This window comes from Caenispirillum bisanense (assembly GCF_039523075.1).
In the GTDB taxonomy this organism is placed as follows: Bacteria; Pseudomonadota; Alphaproteobacteria; order Rhodospirillales; family Rhodospirillaceae; genus Caenispirillum; species Caenispirillum bisanense.
This window is the reverse complement of record NZ_BAAAEP010000033.1, coordinates 23,238-46,123: the sequence shown is the minus strand read 5'-3', so window position 1 is coordinate 46,123 and position 22,886 is coordinate 23,238. Positions and strand designations below refer to the sequence as shown.

General features: G+C 70.1%; 25 protein-coding genes. 5 read left to right on the top strand and 20 right to left on the bottom strand.

The window, feature by feature from the left end:
• Window positions 1-140 precede the first annotated feature (140 nt).
• The 8 genes from ABD056_RS14915 to ABD056_RS14880 all read right to left on the bottom strand — a co-directional run bounded on the left by ABD056_RS14915 (window position 141) and on the right by ABD056_RS14880 (window position 7,802).
• Complete coding sequence (locus ABD056_RS14915; RefSeq protein WP_343867855.1) at window positions 141-2,621, bottom strand: hybrid sensor histidine kinase/response regulator; 2,481 nt, start codon at window positions 2,619-2,621, stop codon at window positions 141-143.
• 85 nt (window positions 2,622-2,706) lie between these two features.
• Window positions 2,707-3,120, bottom strand: a complete 414-nt coding sequence (locus ABD056_RS14910) for a bactofilin family protein (protein WP_343867853.1) — start codon at window positions 3,118-3,120, stop codon at window positions 2,707-2,709.
• Between the two features lie 29 nt (window positions 3,121-3,149).
• The gene (locus tag ABD056_RS14905) at window positions 3,150-3,332 is read right to left on the bottom strand and encodes a hypothetical protein (RefSeq protein ID WP_343867851.1); all 183 of its coding nucleotides are present in this window, start codon (window positions 3,330-3,332) and stop codon (window positions 3,150-3,152) included.
• Between the two features lie 392 nt (window positions 3,333-3,724).
• Window positions 3,725-4,540, bottom strand: coding sequence for a rhomboid family intramembrane serine protease (locus ABD056_RS14900; RefSeq protein ID WP_343867849.1), 816 nt, complete (start codon window positions 4,538-4,540; stop codon window positions 3,725-3,727).
• Between the two features lie 51 nt (window positions 4,541-4,591).
• Complete coding sequence (locus ABD056_RS14895) at window positions 4,592-5,257, bottom strand: DNA-3-methyladenine glycosylase family protein (RefSeq protein ID WP_343867847.1); 666 nt, start codon at window positions 5,255-5,257, stop codon at window positions 4,592-4,594.
• A 15-nt stretch (window positions 5,258-5,272) separates the two neighbouring features.
• Window positions 5,273-5,749, bottom strand: coding sequence for a hypothetical protein (locus tag ABD056_RS14890; RefSeq protein WP_343867845.1), 477 nt, complete (start codon window positions 5,747-5,749; stop codon window positions 5,273-5,275).
• Complete coding sequence (locus ABD056_RS14885; RefSeq protein WP_343867843.1) at window positions 5,746-7,128, bottom strand: hypothetical protein; 1,383 nt, start codon at window positions 7,126-7,128, stop codon at window positions 5,746-5,748. The genes ABD056_RS14890 and ABD056_RS14885 overlap by 4 nt, the downstream gene beginning before the upstream one ends.
• 5 nt (window positions 7,129-7,133) lie before the next feature.
• Window positions 7,134-7,802: a helix-turn-helix domain-containing protein gene (locus ABD056_RS14880; RefSeq protein WP_343867841.1), complete on the bottom strand. Its 669-nt coding sequence runs from the start codon at window positions 7,800-7,802 to the stop codon at window positions 7,134-7,136.
• A gap of 149 nt (window positions 7,803-7,951) precedes the next feature.
• Between ABD056_RS14880 and folD the strand changes: the two genes are divergently transcribed.
• Window positions 7,952-8,848, top strand: a complete 897-nt coding sequence (folD, locus tag ABD056_RS14875) for a bifunctional methylenetetrahydrofolate dehydrogenase/methenyltetrahydrofolate cyclohydrolase FolD (protein WP_343867838.1) — start codon at window positions 7,952-7,954, stop codon at window positions 8,846-8,848.
• A gap of 370 nt (window positions 8,849-9,218) precedes the next feature.
• On the top strand, window positions 9,219-9,410 hold the full coding sequence (locus ABD056_RS14870; protein WP_343867836.1) for a hypothetical protein: 192 nt from the start codon (window positions 9,219-9,221) through the stop codon (window positions 9,408-9,410).
• A gap of 122 nt (window positions 9,411-9,532) precedes the next feature.
• Here the strand turns inward: ABD056_RS14870 and ABD056_RS14865 are convergent, their stop codons facing one another.
• The 3 genes from ABD056_RS14865 to ABD056_RS14855 form a co-directional block, all read right to left on the bottom strand.
• A complete protein-coding gene (locus ABD056_RS14865) occupies window positions 9,533-9,964 on the bottom strand; it encodes a secondary thiamine-phosphate synthase enzyme YjbQ (protein WP_343867834.1) in 432 nt (143 codons plus the stop codon).
• Between the two features lie 16 nt (window positions 9,965-9,980).
• Window positions 9,981-10,325, bottom strand: coding sequence for a hypothetical protein (locus tag ABD056_RS14860; RefSeq protein WP_343867832.1), 345 nt, complete (start codon window positions 10,323-10,325; stop codon window positions 9,981-9,983).
• A gap of 64 nt (window positions 10,326-10,389) precedes the next feature.
• Window positions 10,390-11,367 (bottom strand): NADPH:quinone oxidoreductase family protein, encoded by a 978-nt coding sequence (locus ABD056_RS14855; protein ID WP_343867830.1) that lies wholly within the window; start codon window positions 11,365-11,367, stop codon window positions 10,390-10,392.
• Between the two features lie 79 nt (window positions 11,368-11,446).
• Between ABD056_RS14855 and ABD056_RS14850 the strand changes: the two genes are divergently transcribed.
• Window positions 11,447-12,049 carry an RNA methyltransferase gene (locus ABD056_RS14850; protein ID WP_343867828.1) on the top strand — a complete coding sequence of 201 codons (603 nt, stop codon included), beginning with the start codon at window positions 11,447-11,449 and terminating at the stop codon, window positions 12,047-12,049.
• A gap of 106 nt (window positions 12,050-12,155) precedes the next feature.
• On the top strand, window positions 12,156-12,674 hold the full coding sequence (locus ABD056_RS14845; RefSeq protein WP_343867827.1) for an invasion associated locus B family protein: 519 nt from the start codon (window positions 12,156-12,158) through the stop codon (window positions 12,672-12,674).
• Between the two features lie 81 nt (window positions 12,675-12,755).
• Here ABD056_RS14845 and ABD056_RS14840 read toward each other — a convergent pair whose 3' ends face one another.
• Window positions 12,756-13,244 (bottom strand): hypothetical protein, encoded by a 489-nt coding sequence (locus ABD056_RS14840; protein ID WP_343867825.1) that lies wholly within the window; start codon window positions 13,242-13,244, stop codon window positions 12,756-12,758.
• A gap of 227 nt (window positions 13,245-13,471) precedes the next feature.
• On the opposite strand from ABD056_RS14840, the gene rlmN reads away from it, so the two are divergent.
• Window positions 13,472-14,713 carry a dual-specificity RNA methyltransferase RlmN gene (gene rlmN, locus ABD056_RS14835; RefSeq protein WP_343867824.1) on the top strand — a complete coding sequence of 414 codons (1,242 nt, stop codon included), beginning with the start codon at window positions 13,472-13,474 and terminating at the stop codon, window positions 14,711-14,713.
• A gap of 29 nt (window positions 14,714-14,742) precedes the next feature.
• On the opposite strand, the gene ABD056_RS14830 is transcribed toward rlmN, so the two are convergent.
• From ABD056_RS14830 to lspA, 8 genes are all read right to left on the bottom strand, one after another.
• Entirely contained in the window at window positions 14,743-15,426 is a 684-nt protein-coding gene (locus ABD056_RS14830) for an Abi family protein (RefSeq protein ID WP_343867822.1), read from the bottom strand.
• Between the two features lie 266 nt (window positions 15,427-15,692).
• On the bottom strand, window positions 15,693-16,190 hold the full coding sequence (locus tag ABD056_RS14825) for a c-type cytochrome (protein ID WP_343867820.1): 498 nt from the start codon (window positions 16,188-16,190) through the stop codon (window positions 15,693-15,695).
• A 100-nt stretch (window positions 16,191-16,290) separates the two neighbouring features.
• Complete coding sequence (pgi, locus tag ABD056_RS14820) at window positions 16,291-17,928, bottom strand: glucose-6-phosphate isomerase (protein WP_343867818.1); 1,638 nt, start codon at window positions 17,926-17,928, stop codon at window positions 16,291-16,293.
• A gap of 121 nt (window positions 17,929-18,049) precedes the next feature.
• The gene (locus ABD056_RS14815; RefSeq protein ID WP_343867816.1) at window positions 18,050-18,559 is read right to left on the bottom strand and encodes a bacteriohemerythrin; all 510 of its coding nucleotides are present in this window, start codon (window positions 18,557-18,559) and stop codon (window positions 18,050-18,052) included.
• Between the two features lie 246 nt (window positions 18,560-18,805).
• On the bottom strand, window positions 18,806-20,179 hold the full coding sequence (locus ABD056_RS14810) for a M16 family metallopeptidase (RefSeq protein ID WP_343867814.1): 1,374 nt from the start codon (window positions 20,177-20,179) through the stop codon (window positions 18,806-18,808).
• Window positions 20,180-20,193: 14 nt separating this feature from the next.
• Window positions 20,194-21,636 (bottom strand): M16 family metallopeptidase, encoded by a 1,443-nt coding sequence (locus ABD056_RS14805; protein WP_343867813.1) that lies wholly within the window; start codon window positions 21,634-21,636, stop codon window positions 20,194-20,196.
• A 122-nt stretch (window positions 21,637-21,758) separates the two neighbouring features.
• Window positions 21,759-22,331, bottom strand: coding sequence for a DUF3035 domain-containing protein (locus ABD056_RS14800; protein WP_343867811.1), 573 nt, complete (start codon window positions 22,329-22,331; stop codon window positions 21,759-21,761).
• A gap of 23 nt (window positions 22,332-22,354) precedes the next feature.
• A complete protein-coding gene (gene lspA, locus ABD056_RS14795) occupies window positions 22,355-22,843 on the bottom strand; it encodes a signal peptidase II (protein WP_343867810.1) in 489 nt (162 codons plus the stop codon).
• Between the last annotated feature and the right edge of the window lie 43 nt (window positions 22,844-22,886).

Genomic DNA, 22,886 nt, shown 5'->3' with positions numbered 1-22,886 from the left:
CTTGTCTCATAGACCTTCAAGTGTGCCACCGCTCCCGCCGTCGTCAAGGGAAATAACCTAGCGGGAAAATCAGGAATTAATGCAACCCTATAGCATCCCGTGCGTGGGCGGGTTGCCGACCGCCGGGACTGCGATGAGGCTCAGCCGCCGCTGAGGGCGGCGATGATGGCGCCCTTCAGTTCGTGCACCGGCAGCGGCTTGTGCAGCAGGGGGAACCCGCTGGCCTGGGTGGCGCGCAGGATCTCCGGCGCCGTGTCGCCGGTGAGCAGGATGCCGGGAATCGGTCCGCCCAGGCTGTCGCGCACGCGGCGGATGGCGTCGATGCCGGTGATGCCGCCCTCCAGCCGGTAGTCGGACAGGATGACGTCGGGCACCACCGCCGCCGCCCGCACCGCCGCCATGGCCTCGTCCACCGTGCAGCCGGTGAAGACGCGGTAGCCCTGCTGGGTGAGCGAGGCTTCGATGCCTTCCAGGATGTCGGGTTCGTCGTCGATGGCGAGGATCACCACCCCCTGCAGGTCGACGTCGTCGAGGTCGTCGGCGTCCTCGTCGTCGCCGTCGCGGGCGTCGAGGTCCACCGGTACGTCGACCGAGAAGCACGAGCCCTTGCCCGGCGTCGACCGCACGGTGATCTGATAGCCGAGCAGCTGCGCCAGACGGTCGACGATGGCAAGGCCGAGGCCGAGTCCTTCGCGGCGGTTGCGGGCGGCGTTGTCGACCTGGTGGAACTCCTGGAAGATCAGCGGGATGTTGCCGGCCTCGATGCCGATGCCGGTATCCCACACCTCCACCGTCACCACCCCGCCGCGCCGCCGGGCGCCCAGCAGCACGCGGCCGTCGAGGCTGTAGCGGATGGCGTTGGTGAGGAAGTTGCCGATGATGCGTTCCAGCAGCGTGTGGTCCGACAGCACCATGGCGCCGGTGCGCACCATGCGCAGCTCCAGCCCCTTGGCCTGGGCCAGCGGGCCGTATTCCAGCGCCAGACGGTCGAACAGGCGGCCGAGCGGGAAGCGCGTCAGCACCGGCTCCACCATGCCCGCCTCCAGCTTGGAGATGTTGAGCAGGCCGTTGAGCAGGTCGCCGAGGGCGGCGGTGGAGCGTTCGATCTTGTCGATGATCTCCCGCACCGCCGGGGCGTGCGGCTGGCCCGACAGGGCATGGATGAACAGGTTGAGCGCCTGGATGGGCTGGCGCAGGTCGTGGCTGGCGGCGGCCAGGAAGCGGGTCTTGTCGGCGTTGGCCTTTTCCGCGATGGCGGTGGCCTGTTCCAGGCTGTCCTGGATGCGGCGCATTTCGGTGATGTTGCGGACGCAGACCAGCGCCTCGTCGAAGGCCTTGGCGGCGATGCGGGCGTCGAACCACTGCGGCTGGCCGTCGGGGCGGAAGCTGGCGTACTGCACCCGCTGCGGCAGCCCGGTGCTGACGGCGGCCCGCACCCCGGCCAGCAGCAGGTCGGCGGTCACCGGCGGTAGCAGCTGGTCGAGGCGGCGGCCGGGGGCGGTATCGGGCGGGAAGGGCAGGTCCTCGTGGTCGGGGGACAGGATCTCGCGCAGGGCGCCGTCGGCGGCGACGGTCATCAGCAGGTCGGGCACCGCCTCGATGATGGCGCGGCTCTGGGCCTGCATCTCGGCCAGGCGTTCGGCGGTGCCGGCCAGTTCGGCGCCCTGTTCCTCCAGCGTCGCCTGCACCATCTCCAGTTCCGAGATGGTGGCTTCCAGCGTCTGGCCGCGGAACACCAGCTGGCGTTCCTTCTCCTTCAGGTCGGTGATGTCGGTCAGCACCGTCACCGTGCCGCCGTCGCGGGTGCGCCGTTCCTTGATGAGGTAGCTGCGGCCGTGGACGTAGTCGAGCACCCGCTCGCACACCGGCTGGCGGCGGTCCTTCACCCAGCGTTCCACCAGTTCCTGGCCGGTTTCCTCCAGCAGCAGGCGGCCGGAGTGGACCAGGTTTTCCAGCACCTCGCGCAGGCCGGAGCCGCTGGACGGCGGGCCGTCGAGCCCTTCCATCAGGTCGGCGAAGCGGTGGTTGAACATCATCAGCCGCTCGGTCTGGTCCCAGAAGGCGAAGCCGTCGGCGGTGTTGTTGACCGCGTCCTCCAGCCGCAGGTGGACCAGCTTGGCCTCGGTGATGTCGCTCCAGTGGCCGACCGAGCCGCCGTCGGCGGTGCGGCGGATCTTGATCTGGATCCAGCGGCCGTCGGCCAGCCGCTGCTCCAGCGGCTCATAGGCGCCGCGGCGGTGGAAGGCGAGCATCTCGGCCAGCCACTGTTCCGGGTGCAGGGTGGCCTGCTCGCCGGCGATCTCGCCGTTTTCCAGCTCCAGGCGGAGGATGTCTTCCAGCGTCATGCCGATCAGGTCGTCGACCGACTGGAAGGACAGGTAGGTGTAGCGGAACTGGCCGTTGCACCAGACCAGCCGTTCCTCAGGGTCGAACACCGCCAGGCCGATGCGCAGGGCATTGATGGCGGTGGCGATGTCCACCCCGGCGCTGCCGCCGGCGACGGCGGCGGGCGGGGAGGCGATCTCCGGGGCGGCCGAGGGAGCCGGGGTCTGTGGGGCCGCCGGCGGGGCCGGCTGTGGGGCCGCCGGCTGGGCCGGCTGGGTGGTCTGGCGAACAGGCACGGCGGCCGCTCTCTCTGGTCGTGGCGTCACGCCCCCGACCATACACCCGCCGGCGTGGCGGCGACCAGCCTTGGCGGCAGGGGGATCAGGAGGCGACCAGCTGCCCGAGCGGCCGTCGGCGCAGGGCGGCACCCGCCGGGTCAAGGGCGCCGCCGGCGGCCGGCGCGGCGGTGGCCGGGGTGGGGCGGGCGGAGGGGCGGCACTGGGCCTCGAAGCTGCCGCCGGCGGCGGCGGTCAGGCGGTCGTACTGCACCACCCCGCTCAGGCTGCCGGCGGCGGCCACGGAAACGGTGGCGGCGCGCACCAGGCCATGAACGCGGCCGGCGATGGCGGCGTCGTCGCCTTTGGCGGTGCCGGAGAGGCTGCCGCGCTCGCCCACGGCCAGGGCCCCGACGGTCACGTCGCCGTCGACCCGGCCATCAATGTGCAGGCGTCCGGTGCCCCGGACGGTCCCGGTGACGACCAGGTCGGCGGCGAAGTGGGAACGGCTGGCGGTCATGCGTCCTCGCGTGTCAGCGGTGGAGAGGATCAGGCATGCGAGCTGTCGGACATGCCGCTCACTGCATCCTGGGCTTCCCACGGGCTGAGATCGGGACGCACCGCCATCACCGCCTGAACGGCGGCGCGGCGCGCTGCCAGATTGTCGCGGCCGGACCGGCGCGCGTCATCCATGGCGCGCCGGATGAGGTTCTTGAGATCCCCGTACTGCATCGTCGCAAATCCTCAAGCGTCGGCGGAGAACGGCTGCGGCCGTCCTGACACCGGTGGCACTCCAAGTCGATCTGTCGACGGGCACCGCCACGTCGCGGTTACGTTACCGATCATAGCCCGGAAGCCTGCTGCTACCATCGTTCCCGGCGGATAAGGCGTGACCGCCGTCACTCCGGGCCGGGCGCGGATAAGACGTCATCTGAAGGCCGCAGGGCAAGGGGTTGTGATTCAAGAACAACATCCCCTGTGCTTTTTCTGCAACACAGGGGTGGCAAAAACGGGGTAGACAGCCGCAGGGCTTGCCGCTCCGGGGGCGACTCCGCCTGCTGCGACGCGACTCGCGGAGAATCCTGGAGGATGCCGACGACGGGCCAGTAACCCCTTGATCCGCCTCAGGTTCTGTCCCAGGGGCCGGGCGGCCGGCGGTGGCGGTCGGAGAGTTTGACCGCCGGCACGCTGCCGCCGCCGCCCCGCCGCAGCTCCGATGCCTTCACCACCTGGAAGGGTCGGGAGCGGGCGCCGGCGAACAGCGGCACCCCCCGTTCGCGGAACAGCGGGATCAGCACCGCCCCGGCGATGAAGCCGCCGATATGGGCCAGGAAGGCGACGCCGCCCTGGTCGGCCGGCGCCTGCAGGCCGGAGATGGACTGCATCAGGAACCAGCCGCCCAGCACCACGGCGGCCGGCACGTTGATGATGCGGATGATGACCAGCAGCCACATGAACACCCGCACGTTGGCGCGCGGATGCAGCAGCAGGTAGGCGCCCAGCACCCCGGCGATGGCCCCCGACGCGCCCACCATGGGGATCACCGAGTCGGGCGCCGGCACGCTCTGCGCCAGCGCCGCCGCCACCCCGCACAGCAGGTAGAACACCAGGAAGCGGCCGTGGCCCATGCTGTCTTCGACGTTGTTGCCGAAGATCCACAGGTACAGCATGTTGCCGCCCAGGTGCAGCCAGCCGCCGTGCATGAACATGCTGCTGAAGATGCTGGCCCAGGCGGGAATGACGTCCACCTCCGCCGGCAGGGTCTGGCTGCCGAACAGCACCGCCGGAATGACGCCGAAGGAGTAGAGGGCCATGATCTGCTCCTCCTCCGACAGGCTCTGCTGCCACAGGAAGACGGCGATGCACAGGCCCATCATCATCCAGGTGACGAAGGGGGTGCGGTGGGTCGGGTTGTCGTCGGCGATCGGAAGGAACAGCATGCCCCCGAAGGTGCGGGCTGGGCGCCGCCGCCGCAAGCCTCCTGACGGGCGTCAGGCGGTTTTTCCGGCCTGCGCCATGGGGATGCCGGCGTTGCTGCGGCCCTTCAGCACCCGCCCGTACCACCGCCACAGCAACAGCGAGGCGGCGGAGCGCCACGGCCGCCAGCCTTCGCCCAGCACTTCCATGGTGGCGGCGTCGGGGCGTTTCGGCAGCTCCAGCAGGGCGGCGCAGGCGGCCTGCAGGGCGAGGTCGCCGACCGGCCAGACGTCGGGCCGGCCGAGGGCGAACATCAGGTAGATGTCGATGCTCCACGGCCCGATGCCGGGCAGCGGCAGCAGGGCGCGGCGGATGTCGTCGTCGGGCAGGGCGTCGAGGGCGTCGAGGTCGAGCCGCCCCTCCGCCACCTCCGCCGCCAGGGCCAGGGCATAACGCCGCTTCGGCCGCGACAGGCCGCAGGCGGTGAGGGCGGCATCGTCGGCGGCGGCGATGGCGGCGGGGTCCGGCCGCTCGCCGTAGGCCGCCGTCACCTTGGCCCAGATGGCGGCGCCGGCGGCGGTGGACACCTGCTGGTCGACGATGATGCGCAGCAGGGCCGGAAAGCCGGCGTCGCGCACCCGCGGCTCCGGCGCCCCGACGTCGAGCAGGGCGCGGGCAAGGCGCGGGTCGCGCTCCGCCAGGGCATCAAGGGCGGCGGCGAGGCTGGCGGGATCGTGCATGGGGCGCGGCCGGCGTCAGAACTGCAGCGCGACGATGCGGCCGTCCGACACCTTGCAGTCGGCGAAGCCGCCGCCGCCGAGGTAGCCGGGGGAGGCCAGCCGCAGCTCGCAGGTCATGCTGTGGCCGCGGTCGCTGATGAGCAGGGCGGAGGCGCGGCTGGTGCGCTCCGGCCCCTCGAACATCATGCCGCTGCCATAGCCGCCGCGGCGGTGGCCCCAGCCGAAGCCGGTGGCGACGCCGAAGCCGACGCTCGGTTCGGTGCGCTCCTCGATCACCTTGCCGCGGAACTGGTCGCCGCCCGGCAGGGTGATGGTGGCGAGCGCGGTCGGCCAGCTGGGCTGCTGCTCGATCACCATGTGGGCCTGCCCGGCGGGGCGGCCGCCCGGCTCGGTCACCACGCCGCCGCCCTGCACCGGCGCCATGGCGCAGCCGGCAAGGGCGAGGACGGCCGCGACGGCGGCAGCGGCGGACGGCAGCACTCTCACGGTCATGGTGTGAAGGCCTTCTCCAGGTCGCCGAGGATGATGTCGTAGGCCTCGGGCGAAATGCGGTGGGCGTGCTCGGGCAGGATCTCCAGCCGGTAGTGGCCGCCGAGGCGTTCCGCCGCCGCCGCCACCGCCGGCCCGTAGCCGCGGGCGCCGACGCCGCGGAAGCAGCAGGCATCGAACTGGTTGAGGATCTGCACCTGCCGACGCCCCGGCCCGGCGGCGCCGAGCACATAGAGATCGAGATAGGTGGCGATGCGGTAAATGTCAGCGCCCCGCTGTTCCCAGTCCTGCGGGCTGTTGGGCGGCAGCAGCGACAGGTGGACCGGCAGGCTGCCCGCCACCGGATAGCTGGCGGCGATGCGGGAATCGAGCGCCGCCGCCACCGTCACCGTCCAGCCGCCGCCCGACAGGCCGCTGGCGGCGATGCCGGTGTAGCCGTCCATCAGGCCCTGGTTGACGGCGACGATCAGCGGTTCCACGAACAGGCGGATGGGCGAGAAGTCGGCCGTTTCCAGCCACTGGAAGGTCTCGTGGTCGTGGCGTTCCGGCACTGCGATGCTGCCGTGCAGGGGCAGGTCCAGCACCTTCGGCGTCAGGTTGGGCTCGCGGTGGGGCATGGAGAAGGCGGTGACGGCATAGCCGGCGGCCAGGAAGCGGCGGATGGGCTCCCGCGCCGTATCGCTGAACAGGCTGCCGACATGGCCGTGGTTGTAGAGCATCAGCCGGCCGTTGGGCTCCGCCGGCACCAGATGATAGGCGACGGCGCCGTAGCCATGGGGCAGGGCGAGGCTGAAGCGGTCGATCTGCGCCGCCCCCACGTCGGCCAGCCGCTGTTCGTGGATGTCACGGTCGAGGATGTCGAACACCTTGGCGGTCGGCAGCCCCTCCGCCCCGAACACCCGCCGCACCAGCCGGTCGCGCACGGCATTGGCCTGCACGGCGGTGCCGGTGTGGATCAGTTCCGCCGCCCGCACCGGGTCGGAGTAGGGGGTGTCGGGCATCTCGGTGAAGGGGCGGGGGTTGGCGCTGACCTCGTCGCGCTGGGCGAGGATGGCGTCGCTGCGCACCACCAGCAGCACCAGCAGGGCGGTATTGGCGCCGGCGAACAGCGTGCGCAGCCAGCCGCGCCCGACCTCGCCGCGCAGGGCCGGGGCGAGCGCTGCCACTGCCAGATTCACCGCCGCCATGGCGAAGCCGACCTGATAGGCCACCCGCCGCTCCAGCAGCCAGCCGAACAGGTCCACCGCCTTCTTGTCGCCGAGGCCGAGGGGGATGGCGTAGAAGGCGGCCAGGGCGAACAGCAGCGACGCCAGGAACAGCAGCGCGGCGACGATGCCGAGGCCGCCGCCGCGGCGGCCGCGGGTGCGGCGGGAAAAGGCCATGGCGGCTACTCGATCTCGCGCATGTGGACCATCACCGACAGCATGCGGATGGGCAGCTTGCGCAGTTCCTCCGGCCCGTGCGGCGCCTCGGCGTCGAAGAACAGGCTGTCGCCGGGGGTCATCTCATAGATCTTCTGGCCGTGGCGATAGACCACCTCGCCCTCCAGCAGATAGAGGAACTCGAACCCCGGATGCTGGAAGGTAGAGGAAATGTCGGTCACTTCGGTCAGGGTGATGAGGTAGGGCTCCACCCCCAGCTGCTTGCCGATGGAATGGCCGAGCAGGGCGTAGTTGTGCCCCGCCTTGGTGCCGCGGCGGTCGATGGACAGGCCCTGGCCGGCCTTGACGAAGGTGGCGTCGCGCTGTTCCTCGAACTTGCGGAAGAAGCTGGTGACCGGCGTGTTCAGCGCCCGCGACAGGCTCTGCAGCGTCGACAGCGACGGCGAGGTCTGGCCGTTCTCGATCTTCGACAGCATGCCGGGCGACAGGTCGGCCTGGCGTGCCAGCTCCACCACCGTCATGCCGAGGCGGGTGCGGAACTCGCGCACCTGCAGGCCGATGGCGCTTTCCAGCGAGGTGGCGTCGCGGCCGCGGCTCGGCGCCTCGGCGGCGCGGCCGGCGGTGGTGGCGGCCGGGGCGGCGGCGGGAGAGAGGTTTCGGGCGTCGGTGCTCAACGATGGGGTCCGTCCGCAAGGATGCTCGCATGCACTATAGGGGGTTGCTGCGCCGCAGAGAAGTCCGCCCGCTTGCCCCGCCCGGCGCGGCGGAGTATGAGGGGCGGCGCAGGCAGTTCCTTGACCCACGTCCCGGCCGGAGTACCCCCATGACCCAGGCGACCCTCATCGACGGCAAGGCCTTCGCTCTCACCGTGCGCGAGCGCGTCGCCCGCGCCGTGCAGGTGCTGAAGGACCGCGACGGCATCACCACCGGCCTGGCCGTGGTGCTGGTGGGCGAGGACCCGGCCAGCCAGATCTATGTGCGCAACAAGCACAAGGCCACCGTCGACGCCGGCATGGAAAGCTTCGAGCACCGCCTGCCCGCCGACACCAGCGAGGCCGACCTGCTCGCCCTGGTGCGGCAGCTGAACGAAGACCCGCGCGTCAACGGCATCCTGGTGCAGCTGCCGCTGCCCAAGCAGATCGACGAGGCGGCGGTGATCGCCGCCATCCACCCCGACAAGGACGTCGACGGCTTCCACATCATCAATGCCGGCCGCCTGTGGACCGGCGGCGCCGGCACCGTGCCTTGCACGCCGCTCGGCTGCCTGCTGCTGCTCAAGCACCACCTGGGCGACCTGAGCGGCAAGAAGGCGCTGGTCATCGGCCGGTCCAACATCGTCGGCAAGCCCATGGCCGGGCTGCTGCTGAACGAAAGCTGCACCGTCACCGTCGCCCACTCGCGCACCCGCGACCTGGCCGCCGAGGTGGCGCAGGCCGACATCGTGGTGGCGGCGGTCGGCCGGCCGCAGTTCGTCAAGGGCGAGTGGCTGAAGCCGGGCGCGGTGGTGATCGACGTCGGCATCAACCGCATCGATGCCGGCGAGGGCAAGACGCGGGTGGTCGGCGACGTCGACTTCGAGTCGGCGCTGGCGGTGGCCGGTGCCATCACGCCTGTGCCGGGCGGCGTCGGCCCCATGACCATCGCCATGCTGCTCTACAACACCGTGCGCGCCACCTGCCTGCAGGCCGGCGTGGCCGTGCCGGCCGAACTGGACGCCTGAGCCGGGGCCGGGGACTGAGCCGGGCCGGAATGCAGAAGACCGGGCGCGATCGCTACCCGGTCTCCCGCACGACTGCCCGGCCCCACGCCCGACAGCCCATGTTCCGGGCAAAGTTTAGACTCATTCCGGACCGCAGCAAGGGTTTCTTCCGCTTGCGACCGCGGCCAGAGGGCCCGGCGGACGAGTCGGAGCCGGCGTTTCTGTCGACCGTCTGCAGCGCCGAGGAAAAAGGCATAATTCTTCCAATTTGCTACGGGTCTTTGTGGACAGGCGCCGCGGCCCTGGCATAATACCGACCGGTTTTATGGTTTCTCCTGCGGAGGGGGAGCCTGGTCGCCGCCTTCGGGCGGGGTTTTGGAGGGGTTGTTCCATGTCCGTTACCGGCAAGACGCTCGGCATCGTCCTCATCGGCCTCGTCGGCCTGCTGGTGTACCTGGCCATCCAGGTCGGCAGCGCGCTCGGCGTCGGCGTTGCCCATGCGCTGATCTACTTCGGTCTGTTCATGACGTTCTCGCTGCTGTGCCTCGTCATGTACCTGACCTCGGCGCCCGCCGCCGACTGACGCAGCCCTGCGTCCGGGGCGGCCCTGCCGCCTCACCGGGTTGAAAAGCCCGCCCCCGCCCTGTCCGCCGGATCAGGGTGCGGGCGGGTTTTTCGTGTCCGGGCTGCTCCCGGCGTCCGCTATTACGCCCCCGTCACATGTACCACCACCCGCCGGCGGTGGGGGCTGGCGCGGTGTTCGCAGACGTAGACCGCCTGCCAGGTGCCGAGCAGCAGCCGGCCGCCGCCCACCGGAATGGTCAGCGACACGCCGGTCAGGCTGCTGCGGATGTGGGCCGGCATGTCGTCCGGCCCTTCCAGGGTGTGGCGGTAGAGGCCGGGGTCGCGCGGCGCCAGGCGCTCCAGGTGGGTGGTCAGGTCGCGCAGCACGTCCGGGTCGGCGTTTTCCTGCACCGTCAGGCCGGCGCTGGTGTGCTGCAGGAACAGGGTGGCGAGGCCGGTGGTGATGCCGCTGCCGGCCAGCCAGCGGTCGACCTCCGCCGTGATGTCGACGAAGCCGGTGCCGCGGGTGGCGATCTCCAGCACGGTCTGCGCCTGGGTGAGCGGGGCGGGCATGGCGATGGTCTCCGGGTCAGACCAGCTGGTGCGGCGTCGGGTCGCCGTACTCGGCCACCAGCTGGCGGTAGGCTTCGGCCCGCAGGCGGGCGCAGTGGCGGTCGAACCGGCGGCGGGCGGCCGGATCGTCGGCGCCGTGGAGGGCCGCCAGCCGGTCGAGCAGGTCGGCATCGGTCGCCGTCGCCACCTCGGCCGCCAGGGCCTGAGGATCGAGCGGCAGGCCGGTGCCCTCTGCCCGCTCCGCCGCCACCCACTCGGCGATCAGGCGGATGGTGCGGGCGCGGTGGCGGAACAGGAAGGCGTCCAGCCGGCCGCACTCATACTCCTGCTTGCGCTCGAAGGCCTTGTGGAGGTCGAACATGGCCGGGTGTCCCTCTCGCTGATCCGTCCTGCCCGCCGCTGCCGCTGCCGCCGCCGGCGGCGCGTCAGCGCAGGGTGATGACCGCCTTGCCGATGACGCTGCGGTCCTTCAACGCGGCGATGGCGGCGGCCGCTTCCTGCAGCGGGAAGGTGCGGCTGACGCGGGGCTTCAGCAGGCCCTGGTCGTACCAGCGCAGGCATTCCGCAAAGCTGTCCTGCACCCGCTGCGGCGCCAGCCGGCGGTAGGCGCCCCAGTAGAAGCCGATGACGTCGACGTTCTTCACCAGCAGCAGGTTGGCCGGGATCTGCTGCACCGTGCCGCCGGCGAAGCCGATGACGATGAGCCGCCCGTCCGGCGCCGTGCAGCGCAGCGACTGGTCGAACACGTCGCCGCCGACCGGATCATAGACGACGTCGGCACCGCGGCCGCCGGTCAGTTCGCGCACCCGGTCCTTGATGCTCTCGGTCTTGTAGTCGATGCCGTGGTCGGCACCGTGTTCGGCCGCCACCGCCAGCTTGTCGGCGCCGCCGGCGGTGGCGATGACCGTCGCCCCCAGCGCCTTGCCGCATTCCACCGCCGTCAGCCCGACGCCGCCCGCCGCGCCGTGCACCACCAGCACCTCGCCGGCCCGCAGGCGGGCGCGGTCGGCCAGGGCGAAGTGGCTGGTGCCGTAGGCGATGGGGAAGCCGGCGGCGGCGGCGAAGTCCATGCGGTCGGAGATGCGGATGACGTCGGCGGCGCGGGCCACCGCTTCCTCGGCATAGCCGCCGTGGTCGAGCACCGCCATGACCCGGTCGCCCGGCCGCACATGGCTGACACCGGGTGCGACCTCGGTGACAATGCCGGCGACCTCGAAGCCGGGGGAGAAGGGGAAGGCGGGCTTTTCCTGGTAGCGTCCCTGCACGATCAGCCCGTCGGAAAAGTTCACGCCGGCGGCGTGGACCTCGATGCGCACGCCGCCCTCCACCATGGGCGGCGGCGGCACGTCGGACACCGTCAGCGCCTCGGGGGACATGAATTCGTGCACCACCACCGCCTTCATTGAAACCTCCTGCTTGAATGATCGGATTTTTCTCTTAAGGTTCGCCCTTCAAGAACACCAAGATGGGAGTTAACCCAACATGCGCGGCTATTTCGGCATCGGCGCCGAGAGCATCCACAAGCCCTACAACGTGGGCAACCTGTTCCGCTCCGCCCATGCCTTCAATGCCAGCTTCGTGTTTACCGTCAATGCCCAGTATGAACGGCGCATCGGCCACCGCACCGACACGTCGGACGCCCTGAAGGCCCTGCCGTTCTACCAGTTCGACAGCGCCGCGACGATGCTGTTGCCCAAGGGCTGCCGTCTGGTGGGGGTGGAATTGACCGACGACGCCATAGAATTGCCCAGTTTCCGGCATCCCCTGCAAGCGGCCTACATCATGGGGCCGGAACGGGGCAGCCTGTCGCCGGAGATGCAGGCGCGGTGCGATTTCATCGTGAAGATTCCGACCAAGTTCTGTCTGAACGTCGGCACCGCGGGCATCATCGTCATGTATGATCGGCTGCTCAGCCGGGGCCGGTTCGCGCCGCGGCCGGTGCGGCCGGGCGGCCCGACCGAGGATGTGCGCGAGCACGTGCATGGGGCGCCGGTGTTTCGTACCATGGAGGGCTTCCGCCGGCCGCCGCCGCTCGGCGAGGTGGAGGTGGCCGAGGCAACCCGCGGCGACGAGGACGACGACTGAACCACGGCGGCAAAGGGGGGCGGCACCTTGTACGACGGCGGCGCCGGCCCCACATCCGCCATGGCTTTGGACAACCCCTGCGACAAGAAGACGGAGTGAGAGACACATGCGACGCGCAAGACTTCCGGGCCTGCTGACGACCCTGTGCGCGCTCACCCTGGCCGCCTCTCCGGCCGCGGCGGCGGACCCGGAGACGCTTGGCGCCTACACGGACTGGACCGCCTATACCTTCACGGAGAACGGCAACAAGGTCTGCTACATGGCCAGCGCCCCCAAGGAAGCCAAGGGCAACTACGACCGGCGCGGCGACATCTTCGTGCTGATCACCCATCGCCCGGCCGACAACACCCGCGACGTGGTCAGCGTGGTGGCCGGCTACAGCTACAAGCCCGACAGCGACGTGCGGGTGGACATCGACGGCAAGAACCACACCCTGTTCACCCACGGCGAACGGGCCTGGGCGCGCGATTCCGCCACCGACCGCCGGCTGGTGGAGGCCATGCGCTCCGGCCGCAAGATGGTGATCCGCGGCACCAGCGAACGCGGCACCGCCACCACCGACACCTACTCCCTCAGCGGCTTCACCGCCGCCCACCAGGCCATCACCAAGGCCTGCGGCCTGTAAGCCGGCAGGCGACGGACCGGAAAAAGGGCCGGACGCTGGTGCGTCCGGCCCTTTTTCGTGGTGCGGGAGGGGGGAAGGCGGTCAGCTGCGGGCCCACAGCTCCCGCAGGCTGAGGTCGAACACGGCGCGGCAGTCGTGGCCGCCGGCGGCGGCAGTGGTGCCGGTCCGCTCGGCCACCGCCAGACAATCGTAGGCGGCCTGGGCGGTGGCGGCCTCGCGCGGCAGCACCGCGCCGGCATTGTTGGCCAGGGCGAGGCGCAGCGCTGCTTCCGACCGCAGCAGGGCGGGGGAGGTGGCGGTTTCCGGATCCGGCGTGGTGCCCTTGCCGGCGGCCTCGGCCTTGGCCTTGAAGACGCCGGCCTGAGCGTCGGGGACGGCTTCGGCCAGGGTGGTGTAGGCCTGGGCCAGGGCCTGCGGCCAGGCCTCGGCGGTGACGCCCGGAAGGGTGGTGGCCGGCGCGGCGGGCAGGACCGAACCGATGGTCTCGGGAGCCTTGGCCGAGTCGCCGGCGCAGGCGGCAAGACCGCCGGCCAGGGCCAGGGGAAGGATCAGGCGGGCCATCGTCGTCACGGCAAATCCTCTGCGGATGATCTGAACGGGCCGCGCAGCATGCCTGAGGATCGTGCAAAAATCATGGCACGGTGCGGCGTAGGGGCGGACTCTTTCGGCCAGGACAGGCCCCCGGCAGGCCCCAGGCGGGCGGCGCCACGCCAACCCGCACCGCCGGCGGGGGCATGTTGCGCTTTGCGCGCGGCGCCGGACGCCTTATATACGCGCTCATTCTGGAGAGCCCGACCATGACTGACGCCGCGACTGCCCCCGCGTTCGCCGAAACCAACTCGACCACCGACGACGGCATCGAGAAGCTGCCGCTGCAGGCCAGCGACGCCGCCACCCGTGTGGCCGCCGCCGCCGACCACGGCAAGCGCGACCTCATCGGCCTCAGCCGCGAGGAACTGGGCGCCGCCCTGGCCGAGCTGGGCGAGAAGCCGTTCCGCGTGAAGCAGGTGTGGCAGTGGATCTACAACCGCGGCGTCACCGATTTCGCGTCCATGTCCAGCCTGTCGAAGGATCTGCGGGCGAAGCTCGACGAGCATTTCGTCATCCGCCGCCCGGTGCGGCAGGTGGAGCAGACCAGCGAGGACGGCACCCGCAAGTGGCTGATGCGCTTTGCCGACGGCAAGGAAGCGGAAACCGTCTACATCCCCGACATGGACCAGACGCGCGGCTCGGTGTGCATCTCCAGCCAGGTCGGCTGCACCCTGACCTGCAAGTTCTGCCACACCGGCACCCAGCTGCTGGTGCGCAACCTGTCGTCGGCGGAGATCGTCGGCCAGTTCATGGCGGCGCGCGATTCCTACGGCGAGTGGCCGAGCCCGACCGATGAAAGCCGGCTGCTGTCCAACATCGTCATGATGGGCATGGGCGAGCCGCTGTACAACTACGACAACGTGGTCAAGGCGCTGAAGATCCTGGTGGACGGCGACGGCATCGCCCTGTCGCGCCGGCGCATCACGCTCTCGACCTCCGGCGTGGTGCCGGAGATGTACCGCCTGGGCGCCGACATCAACGTCAACCTCGCCGTCTCCCTGCACGCGCCGACGGACGAGATCCGCAGCCGCATCATGCCGATCAACAAGAAGTACCCGCTGGCGGAGCTGATGAAGGCCTGCCGCGAGTACCCCGGCGTTTCCAACGCGCGGCGCATCACCTTCGAATACGTCATGCTGAAGGACGTCAACGACAGCGACGCCGACGCGCGCGAGCTGGCGCGGCTGGTGAAGGGCATCCCCTGCAAGTTCAACCTGATTCCCTTCAACGCCTGGCCCGGCTCGGCCTTCGAGTGCAGTTCGTGGAACCGCATCCACCGCTTCTCCGACCTGCTGGCGGACCTCGGCTTCACGGCGCCGATCCGCATGCCGCGCGGCCGCGACATCCTGGCCGCCTGCGGCCAGCTGAAGTCGGCCAGCGAGCGCGAACGCAAGTCGCTGCTGAAGGCCCGGCTCGAAGCCGGCATCACCGACGACGATCACGACTGATGTCGGGGGCGGCCGCTAAGGGCGACGCGTCAGAAGTACGTCGGAGCGTGGCGACCCTGTCGTAGCAGGGCCGGAACGCGGCTGTGGTGGGCGATCCAGTCACGACTGCTCGGAGACAGCCAACCGGTGATCTGCAGGATGCCGTCATGGTCCTTTTCGAGGTGCCGCTCGAAAATGGGCTCATGGTGAGCGATCCTGTTACGGAGGGTGCGCAAGTAGTCGAGCGGTTCGTGAGCGTCTCGGCGCTTCAGGGGCGCCTCTGTCGTAAACGCCGCGCGCAGGGCGGGACGCCAGAGTGTCATCTCGTAGTTCGCCTTGCTCTCGCTCTGGTCGAACTTTCCGCCTCGCCCCAGCAGCGCCACCCAAAAGCCGAAGGACAAGCTCGCCACGATGTGCGGAGCATCCACGGTATACTTGCCCTTCAGCTTGTTCTTGGCGTCCGCGATCTGCTTCGTCGCCCCCTGATCGAGACCCGCTGCGGGATTGTCGTACCAGTCGGTGCCATACACGGCGGAGAGATGCCTGTGCATCGCGTTACGTAGTGCGATCTCCAGTCCCTGGAGCGGGCCATAGAACGCGGCGCTTACCGCTGTGTTCCATGTGTAGAGATGAACCGCGGCCTTGCGGTTGCCTTGCGTCGCGTTGAGGTATCGCGCGAATCGCTCTGGCGACAAGGATCGTTCGATGTCGTCCAATACGTCGTCGGCGTACACGAATGCCTTGACCTGGTATCCCTGTCCATCCATATTCATAGACGTACGCCCCGGACCCGCCTCTGCCTTTTGGTATGCGCCCGGGGCTCAGCGTTTGTGGGTCTGACGAAAGCCCATGGCCGCAACCATGTTACTGGTGGCGTCGGTATGCGGGCAAGTTCCGGTTGGTGGATAGGCCGCCGTTCTTGCACGAGTTTCCTGCTGAGCGGCCCTTCTCGCAGCCGGTATCGCTGGCAATCACCCATAGTCACGCTGAGACGAGCCCCCTAAGGCCCGTGGACTTCGCCTTCGATGCGGGTCAGCAGGTTGAGGAAGAAGGTCTGGTCCGTCGGCGACAGCTCGGCGTGGGTGCGCAGGAAGGGGGCGATCGGGCGGCCGCTGTAGCGGTTGACCAGCACGCCGTCGCGCAGGATCAGGCGGTCGCGGGTGAAGTCGGCGGCCTTGCCGTGGCAGATGCGGCAGTGCTGCTGGAACAGCGGCGGCGTCTCGGCCTGGGCGAGCAGCATGGACGCCAGCGCCGGGGCCTGGTCGGGCGGCACGCCGCCGCCATGGCGGAGAACGAAGCGGCCAAGCCGCTCCGCCGTCAGGCCGCGGTCGGCCAGAAACTCCTGCGCGAAGGGGCCGGCATCACCGTGACAGGCGGCGCAGCGGTCCTCGAACAGGCGGTGCAGGTCGGCCGCCGCCGCCGGGTGCGGCAGGCCCATGCCGGCGGCGGCAAGGGCGGCGCCCAGCAGCAGGGCGGTGACGGTCAGGCGGACGGCCATGGCGGCCTCCTTCGGCGGCGCGAACTCCCCCTCCGCCTGTCATGATGGCATCGGCCGGCCGCCGCCGCGACCGCTGCGGCGGGCCGGCAGCCATGCCGGATCAGCGCATCTCCAGCCAGGCGTTGATGAGGCCGTTGGTGGAGGCGTCATGGCCGCTCACCGGCTGGCCCTGCTGCAACTCGGGCAGGATCTGCTTGGCCAGCTGCTTGCCCAGCTCCACCCCCCACTGATCGAAGCTGTTGACGCCCCACACGGCGCCTTGCACGAACACCTTGTGCTCGTAGAGGGCGATCAGCATGCCGAGGCTGTGCGGCGTGACCTGGTCGAGCAGGATGGAGGTGGACGGCCGGTTGCCGGGGAAGACGCGGTGCGGCAGGGCGGTTTCGATGGCGGCCTCGTCCAGCCCCTTGGCGGCCAGTTCGGCCCGCACCTCGTCGGCGGTCTTGCCGCGCATCAGGGCTTCGGTCTGGGCGAAGAAGTTGCTGAGCAGGATCGCGTGATGGTCGCCCAGCGGGTTATGGCTGCGGGCGGCGGCGATGAAGTCGCACGGCACCAGCCGGGTGCCCTGGTGGATCAGCTGATAGAACGAGTGCTGGCCGTTGGTGCCGGGCTCGCCGAACAGCACCGGGCCGGTCTGGTAATCGACCGAGTCGCCGTCCACGGTCACCCGCTTGCCGTTGCTTTCCATGTCCACCTGCTGGAAGTGGGCGGGGAAGCGGTGCAGATACTGGTCGTAGGGCAGGATGGCATAGCTGTCGGCGCCGAAGAAATCCACGTACCACAGGCCGATCATGGCCAGGATCACCGGGATGTTGTGGTCGAGCGGCGCGGTGCGGAAATGCTCGTCCATGGCGTGGGCGCCGGCCAGAAGCTCCTCGAACCGGTCGAAGCCGATGGCGATGGCGATGGGCAGGCCGATGGCCGACCACAGGGAATAGCGGCCGCCCACCCAGTCCCAGAACTCGAACATGTTGGCGGTGTCGATGCCGAAGGCGGCGACGTCGCGGGCGTTGGTCGACAGGGCGGCGAAATGGCGGGCAACGGCGTCCTCGCCCAGGGCTTCCACCAGCCAGCGGCGGGCGGTGTGGGCGTTGGTGAGGGTTTCCTGCGTCGTGAAGGTCTTCGACGCCACCAGGAAGAGGGTGGTTTCCGGCCGGCAGGCCTTCAGCACCTCGGCGATGTCGCTGCCGTCGACGTTGGAGACGAAGCGCACCGTCAGGCCGTCCTGGTGGTAGGGCTTCAGCGCCTCCACCACCATGCGCGGGCCGAGGTCGGAGCCGCCGATGCCGATGTTCACCACATCGGTGATGCGCTGGCCGGTGGCGCCGGTCCAGGCGCCGGAGCGGACGCGGCCGGTGAAGTCCTTCATCTTGTCCAGCACCGCCGTCACCGCCGGCATGACATCCTGCCCGTCCACCAGGATCGGCCGGCCGGAGCGATTGCGCAGGGCGACGTGCAGCACGGCGCGGTCTTCGGTGGTGTTGATCTTCTCGCCGCTGAACATGGCGTCGCGGCGGGCTTCCACCCCCCGCTCGCGGGCGAGGTCGAGCAGCAGGGCCAGGGTGGCGTCGGTGATGCGGTTCTTCGAGAAATCGACCAGCAGGCCGGGCAGGCGGCGCGACAGGCGGGCGAAGCGGTCGGCGTCGGAAGCGAACAGGTCGCGCAGGTGAACCTCGGCGATGCGGCCGTGGTGCTGCGCGAGGGCCTGATAGGCAGTGCATTCGGTCAGACGCGACATGATCCCGGTGTCCTCCTTCTCGAAGCTGGCGTCCCCTCGCCAACGCCAGGGGACGTTAGCAGGCTTCAGGACGCCGCAACAGGGGAGGCCGCGTGACCCTTTCGCGGCGGACGGGAGGGGATCAGCGGTCGGAGCGGGCCGCCACCGCCGCCACCGCCGCCACCTCGCCGCCGCTCCAGGCCGGGGCGAAGGAGGCGGCGGGATCGTTCAGCAGGCGGGCGATGCGGCCGGCATGCTGCTGGTAGAGCGGGCGGTCGGCCATGTCGAGGTCGAGCACATGGCGGTACCACCAGTCGACGATGATCGGCAGCACCGCCCGCACCCGGCCGGCATCGCGGCTGTCCAGGTAGTCGGCGCGCACTCCATCCGCCCAGGCGGTGAAGGCGGCGTGGGCGGCTTCATGGTCCTCGTCCACCGCCAGACCGAGCAGGCGGTGCAACCGCTCCTCCCGCTCGGCATGGCCGCGGGTCAGCTCCAGATAGGCTGTCAGCAGGCCGGACACGACCTCGAACGGCTCCTGCTTGCGCAGGGCCAGGTCAAGCTGACGCACCAGCGCCAGCAGTGCGCGGTGATCGGCGTCAAGCGCGTCGCACCCGACACTCATGTCGGGTGACCACAGCAGATCGGGCATGGGCCCCTCGTTTCCCTTGCCGGCCAGACGCCCCACAACGCCCCCGCCACGCGCCGGCACCATCCACAGCCGGCGCGGTAGTAAAGTCTGGCTCATTTCACGATGCAGTAGACTATACCTGCTAACGCCGCAGCAGCATACTCGGGCTTAGGTAATAGTTGTGAACCGCCATTGACACGACGAAGGGCCCGTCGGGTGGTTCCGACGGGCCCTTATCCGAAGGTGCAGCGGCGGGAAGCGACCGGATCAGTTCGAGGCGCTACCGCCGCCCGCGGCAGTGCCGGCGGCGTCCTTGGCGGCTTCCTCCGCCGCCTTGCCGACCACCACCACCAGCAGGTTCTGCGGCTGCAGCAGGCGCTGGGCGACGCGCTTGACGTCGTCGATGGTCACCGCCTCCACCTGGGCGTTGCGGGTTTCCAGGTGGTCGATGGGCAGTTCGTCCAGCTGCATGGACAGAAGGATGCCGGCGATGGCCGGGGTGGAGGAGAACCGCAGCGGGAAGGCGCCGGTGAGGTAGGTCTTGGCGTCGGCAAGCTCGCCTTCGGTGGGGCCGGCGGCGGCCATCTTGCGCCATTCCTCGCGGATGACCTCCATGCTGGTCTCGAAGCGGGCGCGCTGGGTCGCCACGCCGCCGATCATCAGCGCCGCATGGTCGAGGGTATAGAGATAGCTGTAGACGGAGTAGGCGAGGCCGCGTTCTTCCCGCACCTCCTCCATCAGCCGCGATGAAAAGCCGCCGCCGCCGAGGATGTAGTTGAGGATGTAGGCGGCATAGAAGTCGGGGTCGTCGCGCGGGATGCCGCCATGGCCGAACACCGCCACCGTCTGGGGAATGTCCATCTCCACCGCCACGGTGCGGCCGGTGAAGTCGGGGCTGGCGTCGGGCACCTTGGCGAGCGGGCTGCTCTGCGGCAGGCCGCCGAACACCCGGTCGAGCACCTGCTTCAGCTCGTCCGGCGTGATGTCGCCGGCAACGCCAACCACCAGATCCTCCCGGTTCAGGCGGGTGGCGGCGAAGTCGCGCAGGTCGGCGGCGGTGATGGCCTGCACGCTCTCCGCCGTGCCCTGCACCCGCTTGCGGTAGGGATGATCGGGGAAGGCGGCCTCGAACCACGCTTCCGAGGCCACCTTGTTGGCGTCCTGGGCGTCGAAGCGCAGGCCGGTGAGGATCTGGCTGCGGATGCGCTCCACCGGCTCGTCGTCAAAGCGCGGCTGGGTGAGCGCCAGATGCAGCAGCTCGTAAGCGTCCTCTCGGTTGTCGCTGATGGTGCGCAGGCTGCCGGAGAAGCTGTCCAGGCTGGCGCTGAAGCGCAGGTCGATGGCGAGATCCTGCAGCCGCGACTGGAAGGCGAAGCTGTCCAGCTCGCCGGCGCCTTCGTCCAGCAGGCCGGACACCATGTTGGCGAGGCCCTGGCGCTCCTGCGGGTCCTGCGCCGAGCCGCCGCGGAAGGCGAACTGCAGCGAGATGATGGGCAGGGTGTGGTCCTCGGCCAGCCACGCCTCGATGCCCTGGTCGGAGACCACGCGCTGCACCTCGACGATGGCCTGCGCCGGCCATACGGCGACCAGCAGCAGGCCGAGGCCGGTGGCGGCAGCGCGAAGGGTGGTACGGATGCTCATGATGCGGGTCTCCCTCAGCCGGCGCGGTCGCCGGCGGCGGTGGCCGGCGGAACGGTGCCGCCGGCGGCGGCGGCGGGGGCCTGCGGCAGCAGCACGCCGGTGGCCGACTGGCTGCCGCGCAGCACCTTGCGGGCCACCTGCATGACCTGTTCCGGCGTCACCTCGGCGATGCGGCGCGGCCACGCCTGCACGTCGTCCAGGGTGGAGCCGGTGGCGAGCGCGGCGCCGATGGTGCGGGCGGCCGACTGGCTGGAGTCGCGGGCATAGACCAGCCCGGCCTTCAGGCGCTGCTTGGCCAGCTCCACTTCCTCCGCCGTCACGCCGTCGGTCAGCAGGCGCTCCACCTCGGCGTCGATGGCCGCTTCCACGTCTTCCGGCGTGCGGTCGGCGGCGGGTGTGCCGTAGAAGCCGAAGGTGCCGAAGTCCACCGCCGTGGCGCGGTAGAACGAGCCCGCCGCCACCGCCACCCGGCCCTTCACCACCAGTTCCTGATACAGCCGGCTGGTGGAGCCGCTGCCGAGGATTTCCGACAGCACCTGCAGGGCGTAGGCCTCGCCGGGCTCGCCGAGGGCATAGCTCGGCGCCACGTACTGGCGGCTCCACGAGGCCTGGCTGACGCGCGGGTGCTGCATGACGACGCGGCTGTCGGCCGGCGGCGGCAGGTCGCGCACGCGCTCGCGGTTGAAGTCGGGACCGCGCGGGATGCTGCCGTAATGCTGCTGCGCCAGCTGCCGCACCTGCTCGACGGTGGCGTCGCCGGCGACGATGAGCACGGCGTTGTTGGGCGCGTACCACTGGCGATAGAAGGCGATGGCGTCGTCACGGCTGAGCGTCGCCAGTTCATGCTCCCAGCCGATCACCGGGTTGCGGTAGGGGTGCACCGTCCACAGCGCCAGGTCCACCCGCTCGCCCAGCAGGGCGGAAGGTTCGTTGGCGACCCGCGACAGCCGTTCCTCCATCACCACGTCGCGCTCGGTCAGCACCGTCTGTTCGTCCAGGCGGGTGTTGGCCATGCGGTCGGCTTCCATGCGCATCACCAGATCAAGGCGGTCGGCGGCGATGTTCTGGAAGTAGGCGGTGTAGTCGGCGGCGGTGAAGGCGTTGTCGGAACCGCCATTGCGGGCGACGATCTTGGAGAACTCGCCGGGCGGAATTTCCTCGGTGCCCTTGAACATCAGGTGTTCGAACAGGTGGGCGATGCCGGACTTGCCCGGCGGCTCGTCGGCGGCGCCGACCTTGTACCACACCATCTGGGTCACCACCGGCGCCCGGTGATCGGGGATGACCACCACCTGCAGCCCGTTGTCGAGGGTGAACTCGTGGGCGTCGAACACCTGGTCGAGGACGGCGGCTTCGGCCCGGGCGGCGGCCGGCGCGGCGGTGGCGACGGCCAGCGTCAGCAGCAGGGCCGACGCGGCCCGCGGCACCGTGCCGGTCGGGAAAGCGGGAAACGGCATGCCTGACTCCCTGCGGAAAAGGCGCAGGCCCGGCCGGTTCCGCACCGACCGGGCCCGGTGAAACGTGCCTGGCATATGGGCCCGCGGCGGCGGCGTCACAAGCGCCGCCGGCCGGTACGGCCTTAGAACAGACCTTCGAGAATGGCCTTGCGGCGACGCTCGATGCGCGGCGTGTCACCGTCGGTAACGGGCGTGCCGAGCGCCTGGTTCTCGCGGATGCGGCGGGCTTCCCCTTCCGGGTCGACCACGGTGCCCGGCGGCTCCGGCTGGCGCCAGAACACCAGGCGGTCGGTGAAGCTGCGGCTTTCCTCGGCCAGGACCGAGGCCTCGCGGTTGACCACCGACCGGATGTCGTCCGGCGCCTGGGCGGCGCCCGACTTGGCGAGCAGGGTCGATTCGCCGGGGCTGAGGCCGGCGTTGAGGTAGGCCTGCTGCACCTGCTGGCCGGTCAGGGCGCGGCGGGCCTGCATCTCGGCGGTGCCTTCCTGCGGCCGCGGCGCACCGGGGCGCGGCGGGGTGAGGGCGAACTGCGGCGGCACCGACAGCGGCGCCCGCGACACCACCGAGAACTCGTCCGGTGCCTCGCGTTCGAGGCCCAGCATCTGCTTGGTGTTGCCACAGGCGGAAAGGGTCAGCGCGCAGGCCACGCTGCCGCCGATCAGCCAGACGGATCGCAAGGAGGACGAAAACTTCACAGGTCTGAACTCCGTCGTGCTGTCTACTCCGGCGTGCGCTCGGAGGGCCGGAAGAGGTTGTCGAGCACCAGAATCGCCGCGCCGATGACGATGGCGGCGTCCGCAACGTTGAACGCCGGCCAATGATAGCCGAAAGCGTGGAAATCAAGAAAGTCCGCGACGGCCCCCCAGCGCAGCCGATCGACCACATTGCCGATGGCGCCGCCGATGATGGCCGCCAGCGCCAGCCGCGACGCCCGCGACGGCTCCCGCGCCATCCACACCAGCAGCGCCGCCGCCACCACCAGCGACAGGCCGATCAGCACCCACGCCTGGGTGCCGGGGGTGTTGAACATGCCGAAGGAGACGCCGTAGTTCCACGCCATGACCAGATTGAAGAACGGCGTCACCTCGATCACCCGCGGCACGGCCATGACGGAGTCGACGATGATGATCTTGCTGATCTGGTCGGCCACCAGGATCACCGCCGCCAGCACCAGGCCGGGGATCATGGGGCGGAAGGAGAAGCTCATGCGGCGGGCTCGTGGCGGTTGCGGAAGAGGCGGGGCAGGCGGG

Bases quoted from the DNA above. Each gene is read 5' to 3' on its own strand.
- ABD056_RS14910 (WP_343867853.1), bottom strand. From the start codon at position 3,120: ATGACCGCCAGCCGTTCCCACTTCGCCGCCGACCTGGTCGTCACCGGG.
- ABD056_RS14905 (WP_343867851.1), bottom strand. From the start codon at position 3,332: ATGCAGTACGGGGATCTCAAGAACCTCATCCGGCGCGCCATGGATGAC.
- ABD056_RS14900 (WP_343867849.1), bottom strand. From the start codon at position 4,540: ATGCTGTTCCTTCCGATCGCCGACGACAACCCGACCCACCGCACCCCC.
- ABD056_RS14895 (WP_343867847.1), bottom strand. From the start codon at position 5,257: ATGCACGATCCCGCCAGCCTCGCCGCCGCCCTTGATGCCCTGGCGGAG.
- ABD056_RS14890 (WP_343867845.1), bottom strand. From the start codon at position 5,749: ATGACCGTGAGAGTGCTGCCGTCCGCCGCTGCCGCCGTCGCGGCCGTC.
- ABD056_RS14885 (WP_343867843.1), bottom strand. From the start codon at position 7,128: ATGGCCTTTTCCCGCCGCACCCGCGGCCGCCGCGGCGGCGGCCTCGGC.
- folD (WP_343867838.1), top strand. From the start codon at position 7,952: ATGACCCAGGCGACCCTCATCGACGGCAAGGCCTTCGCTCTCACCGTG.
- ABD056_RS14870 (WP_343867836.1), top strand. From the start codon at position 9,219: ATGTCCGTTACCGGCAAGACGCTCGGCATCGTCCTCATCGGCCTCGTC.
- ABD056_RS14865 (WP_343867834.1), bottom strand. From the start codon at position 9,964: ATGCCCGCCCCGCTCACCCAGGCGCAGACCGTGCTGGAGATCGCCACC.
- ABD056_RS14860 (WP_343867832.1), bottom strand. From the start codon at position 10,325: ATGTTCGACCTCCACAAGGCCTTCGAGCGCAAGCAGGAGTATGAGTGC.
- ABD056_RS14855 (WP_343867830.1), bottom strand. From the start codon at position 11,367: ATGAAGGCGGTGGTGGTGCACGAATTCATGTCCCCCGAGGCGCTGACG.
- ABD056_RS14850 (WP_343867828.1), top strand. From the start codon at position 11,447: ATGCGCGGCTATTTCGGCATCGGCGCCGAGAGCATCCACAAGCCCTAC.
- ABD056_RS14845 (WP_343867827.1), top strand. From the start codon at position 12,156: ATGCGACGCGCAAGACTTCCGGGCCTGCTGACGACCCTGTGCGCGCTC.
- rlmN (WP_343867824.1), top strand. From the start codon at position 13,472: ATGACTGACGCCGCGACTGCCCCCGCGTTCGCCGAAACCAACTCGACC.
- ABD056_RS14825 (WP_343867820.1), bottom strand. From the start codon at position 16,190: ATGGCCGTCCGCCTGACCGTCACCGCCCTGCTGCTGGGCGCCGCCCTT.
- pgi (WP_343867818.1), bottom strand. From the start codon at position 17,928: ATGTCGCGTCTGACCGAATGCACTGCCTATCAGGCCCTCGCGCAGCAC.
- ABD056_RS14815 (WP_343867816.1), bottom strand. From the start codon at position 18,559: ATGCCCGATCTGCTGTGGTCACCCGACATGAGTGTCGGGTGCGACGCG.
- ABD056_RS14810 (WP_343867814.1), bottom strand. From the start codon at position 20,179: ATGAGCATCCGTACCACCCTTCGCGCTGCCGCCACCGGCCTCGGCCTG.
- ABD056_RS14805 (WP_343867813.1), bottom strand. From the start codon at position 21,636: ATGCCGTTTCCCGCTTTCCCGACCGGCACGGTGCCGCGGGCCGCGTCG.
- lspA (WP_343867810.1), bottom strand. From the start codon at position 22,843: ATGAGCTTCTCCTTCCGCCCCATGATCCCCGGCCTGGTGCTGGCGGCG.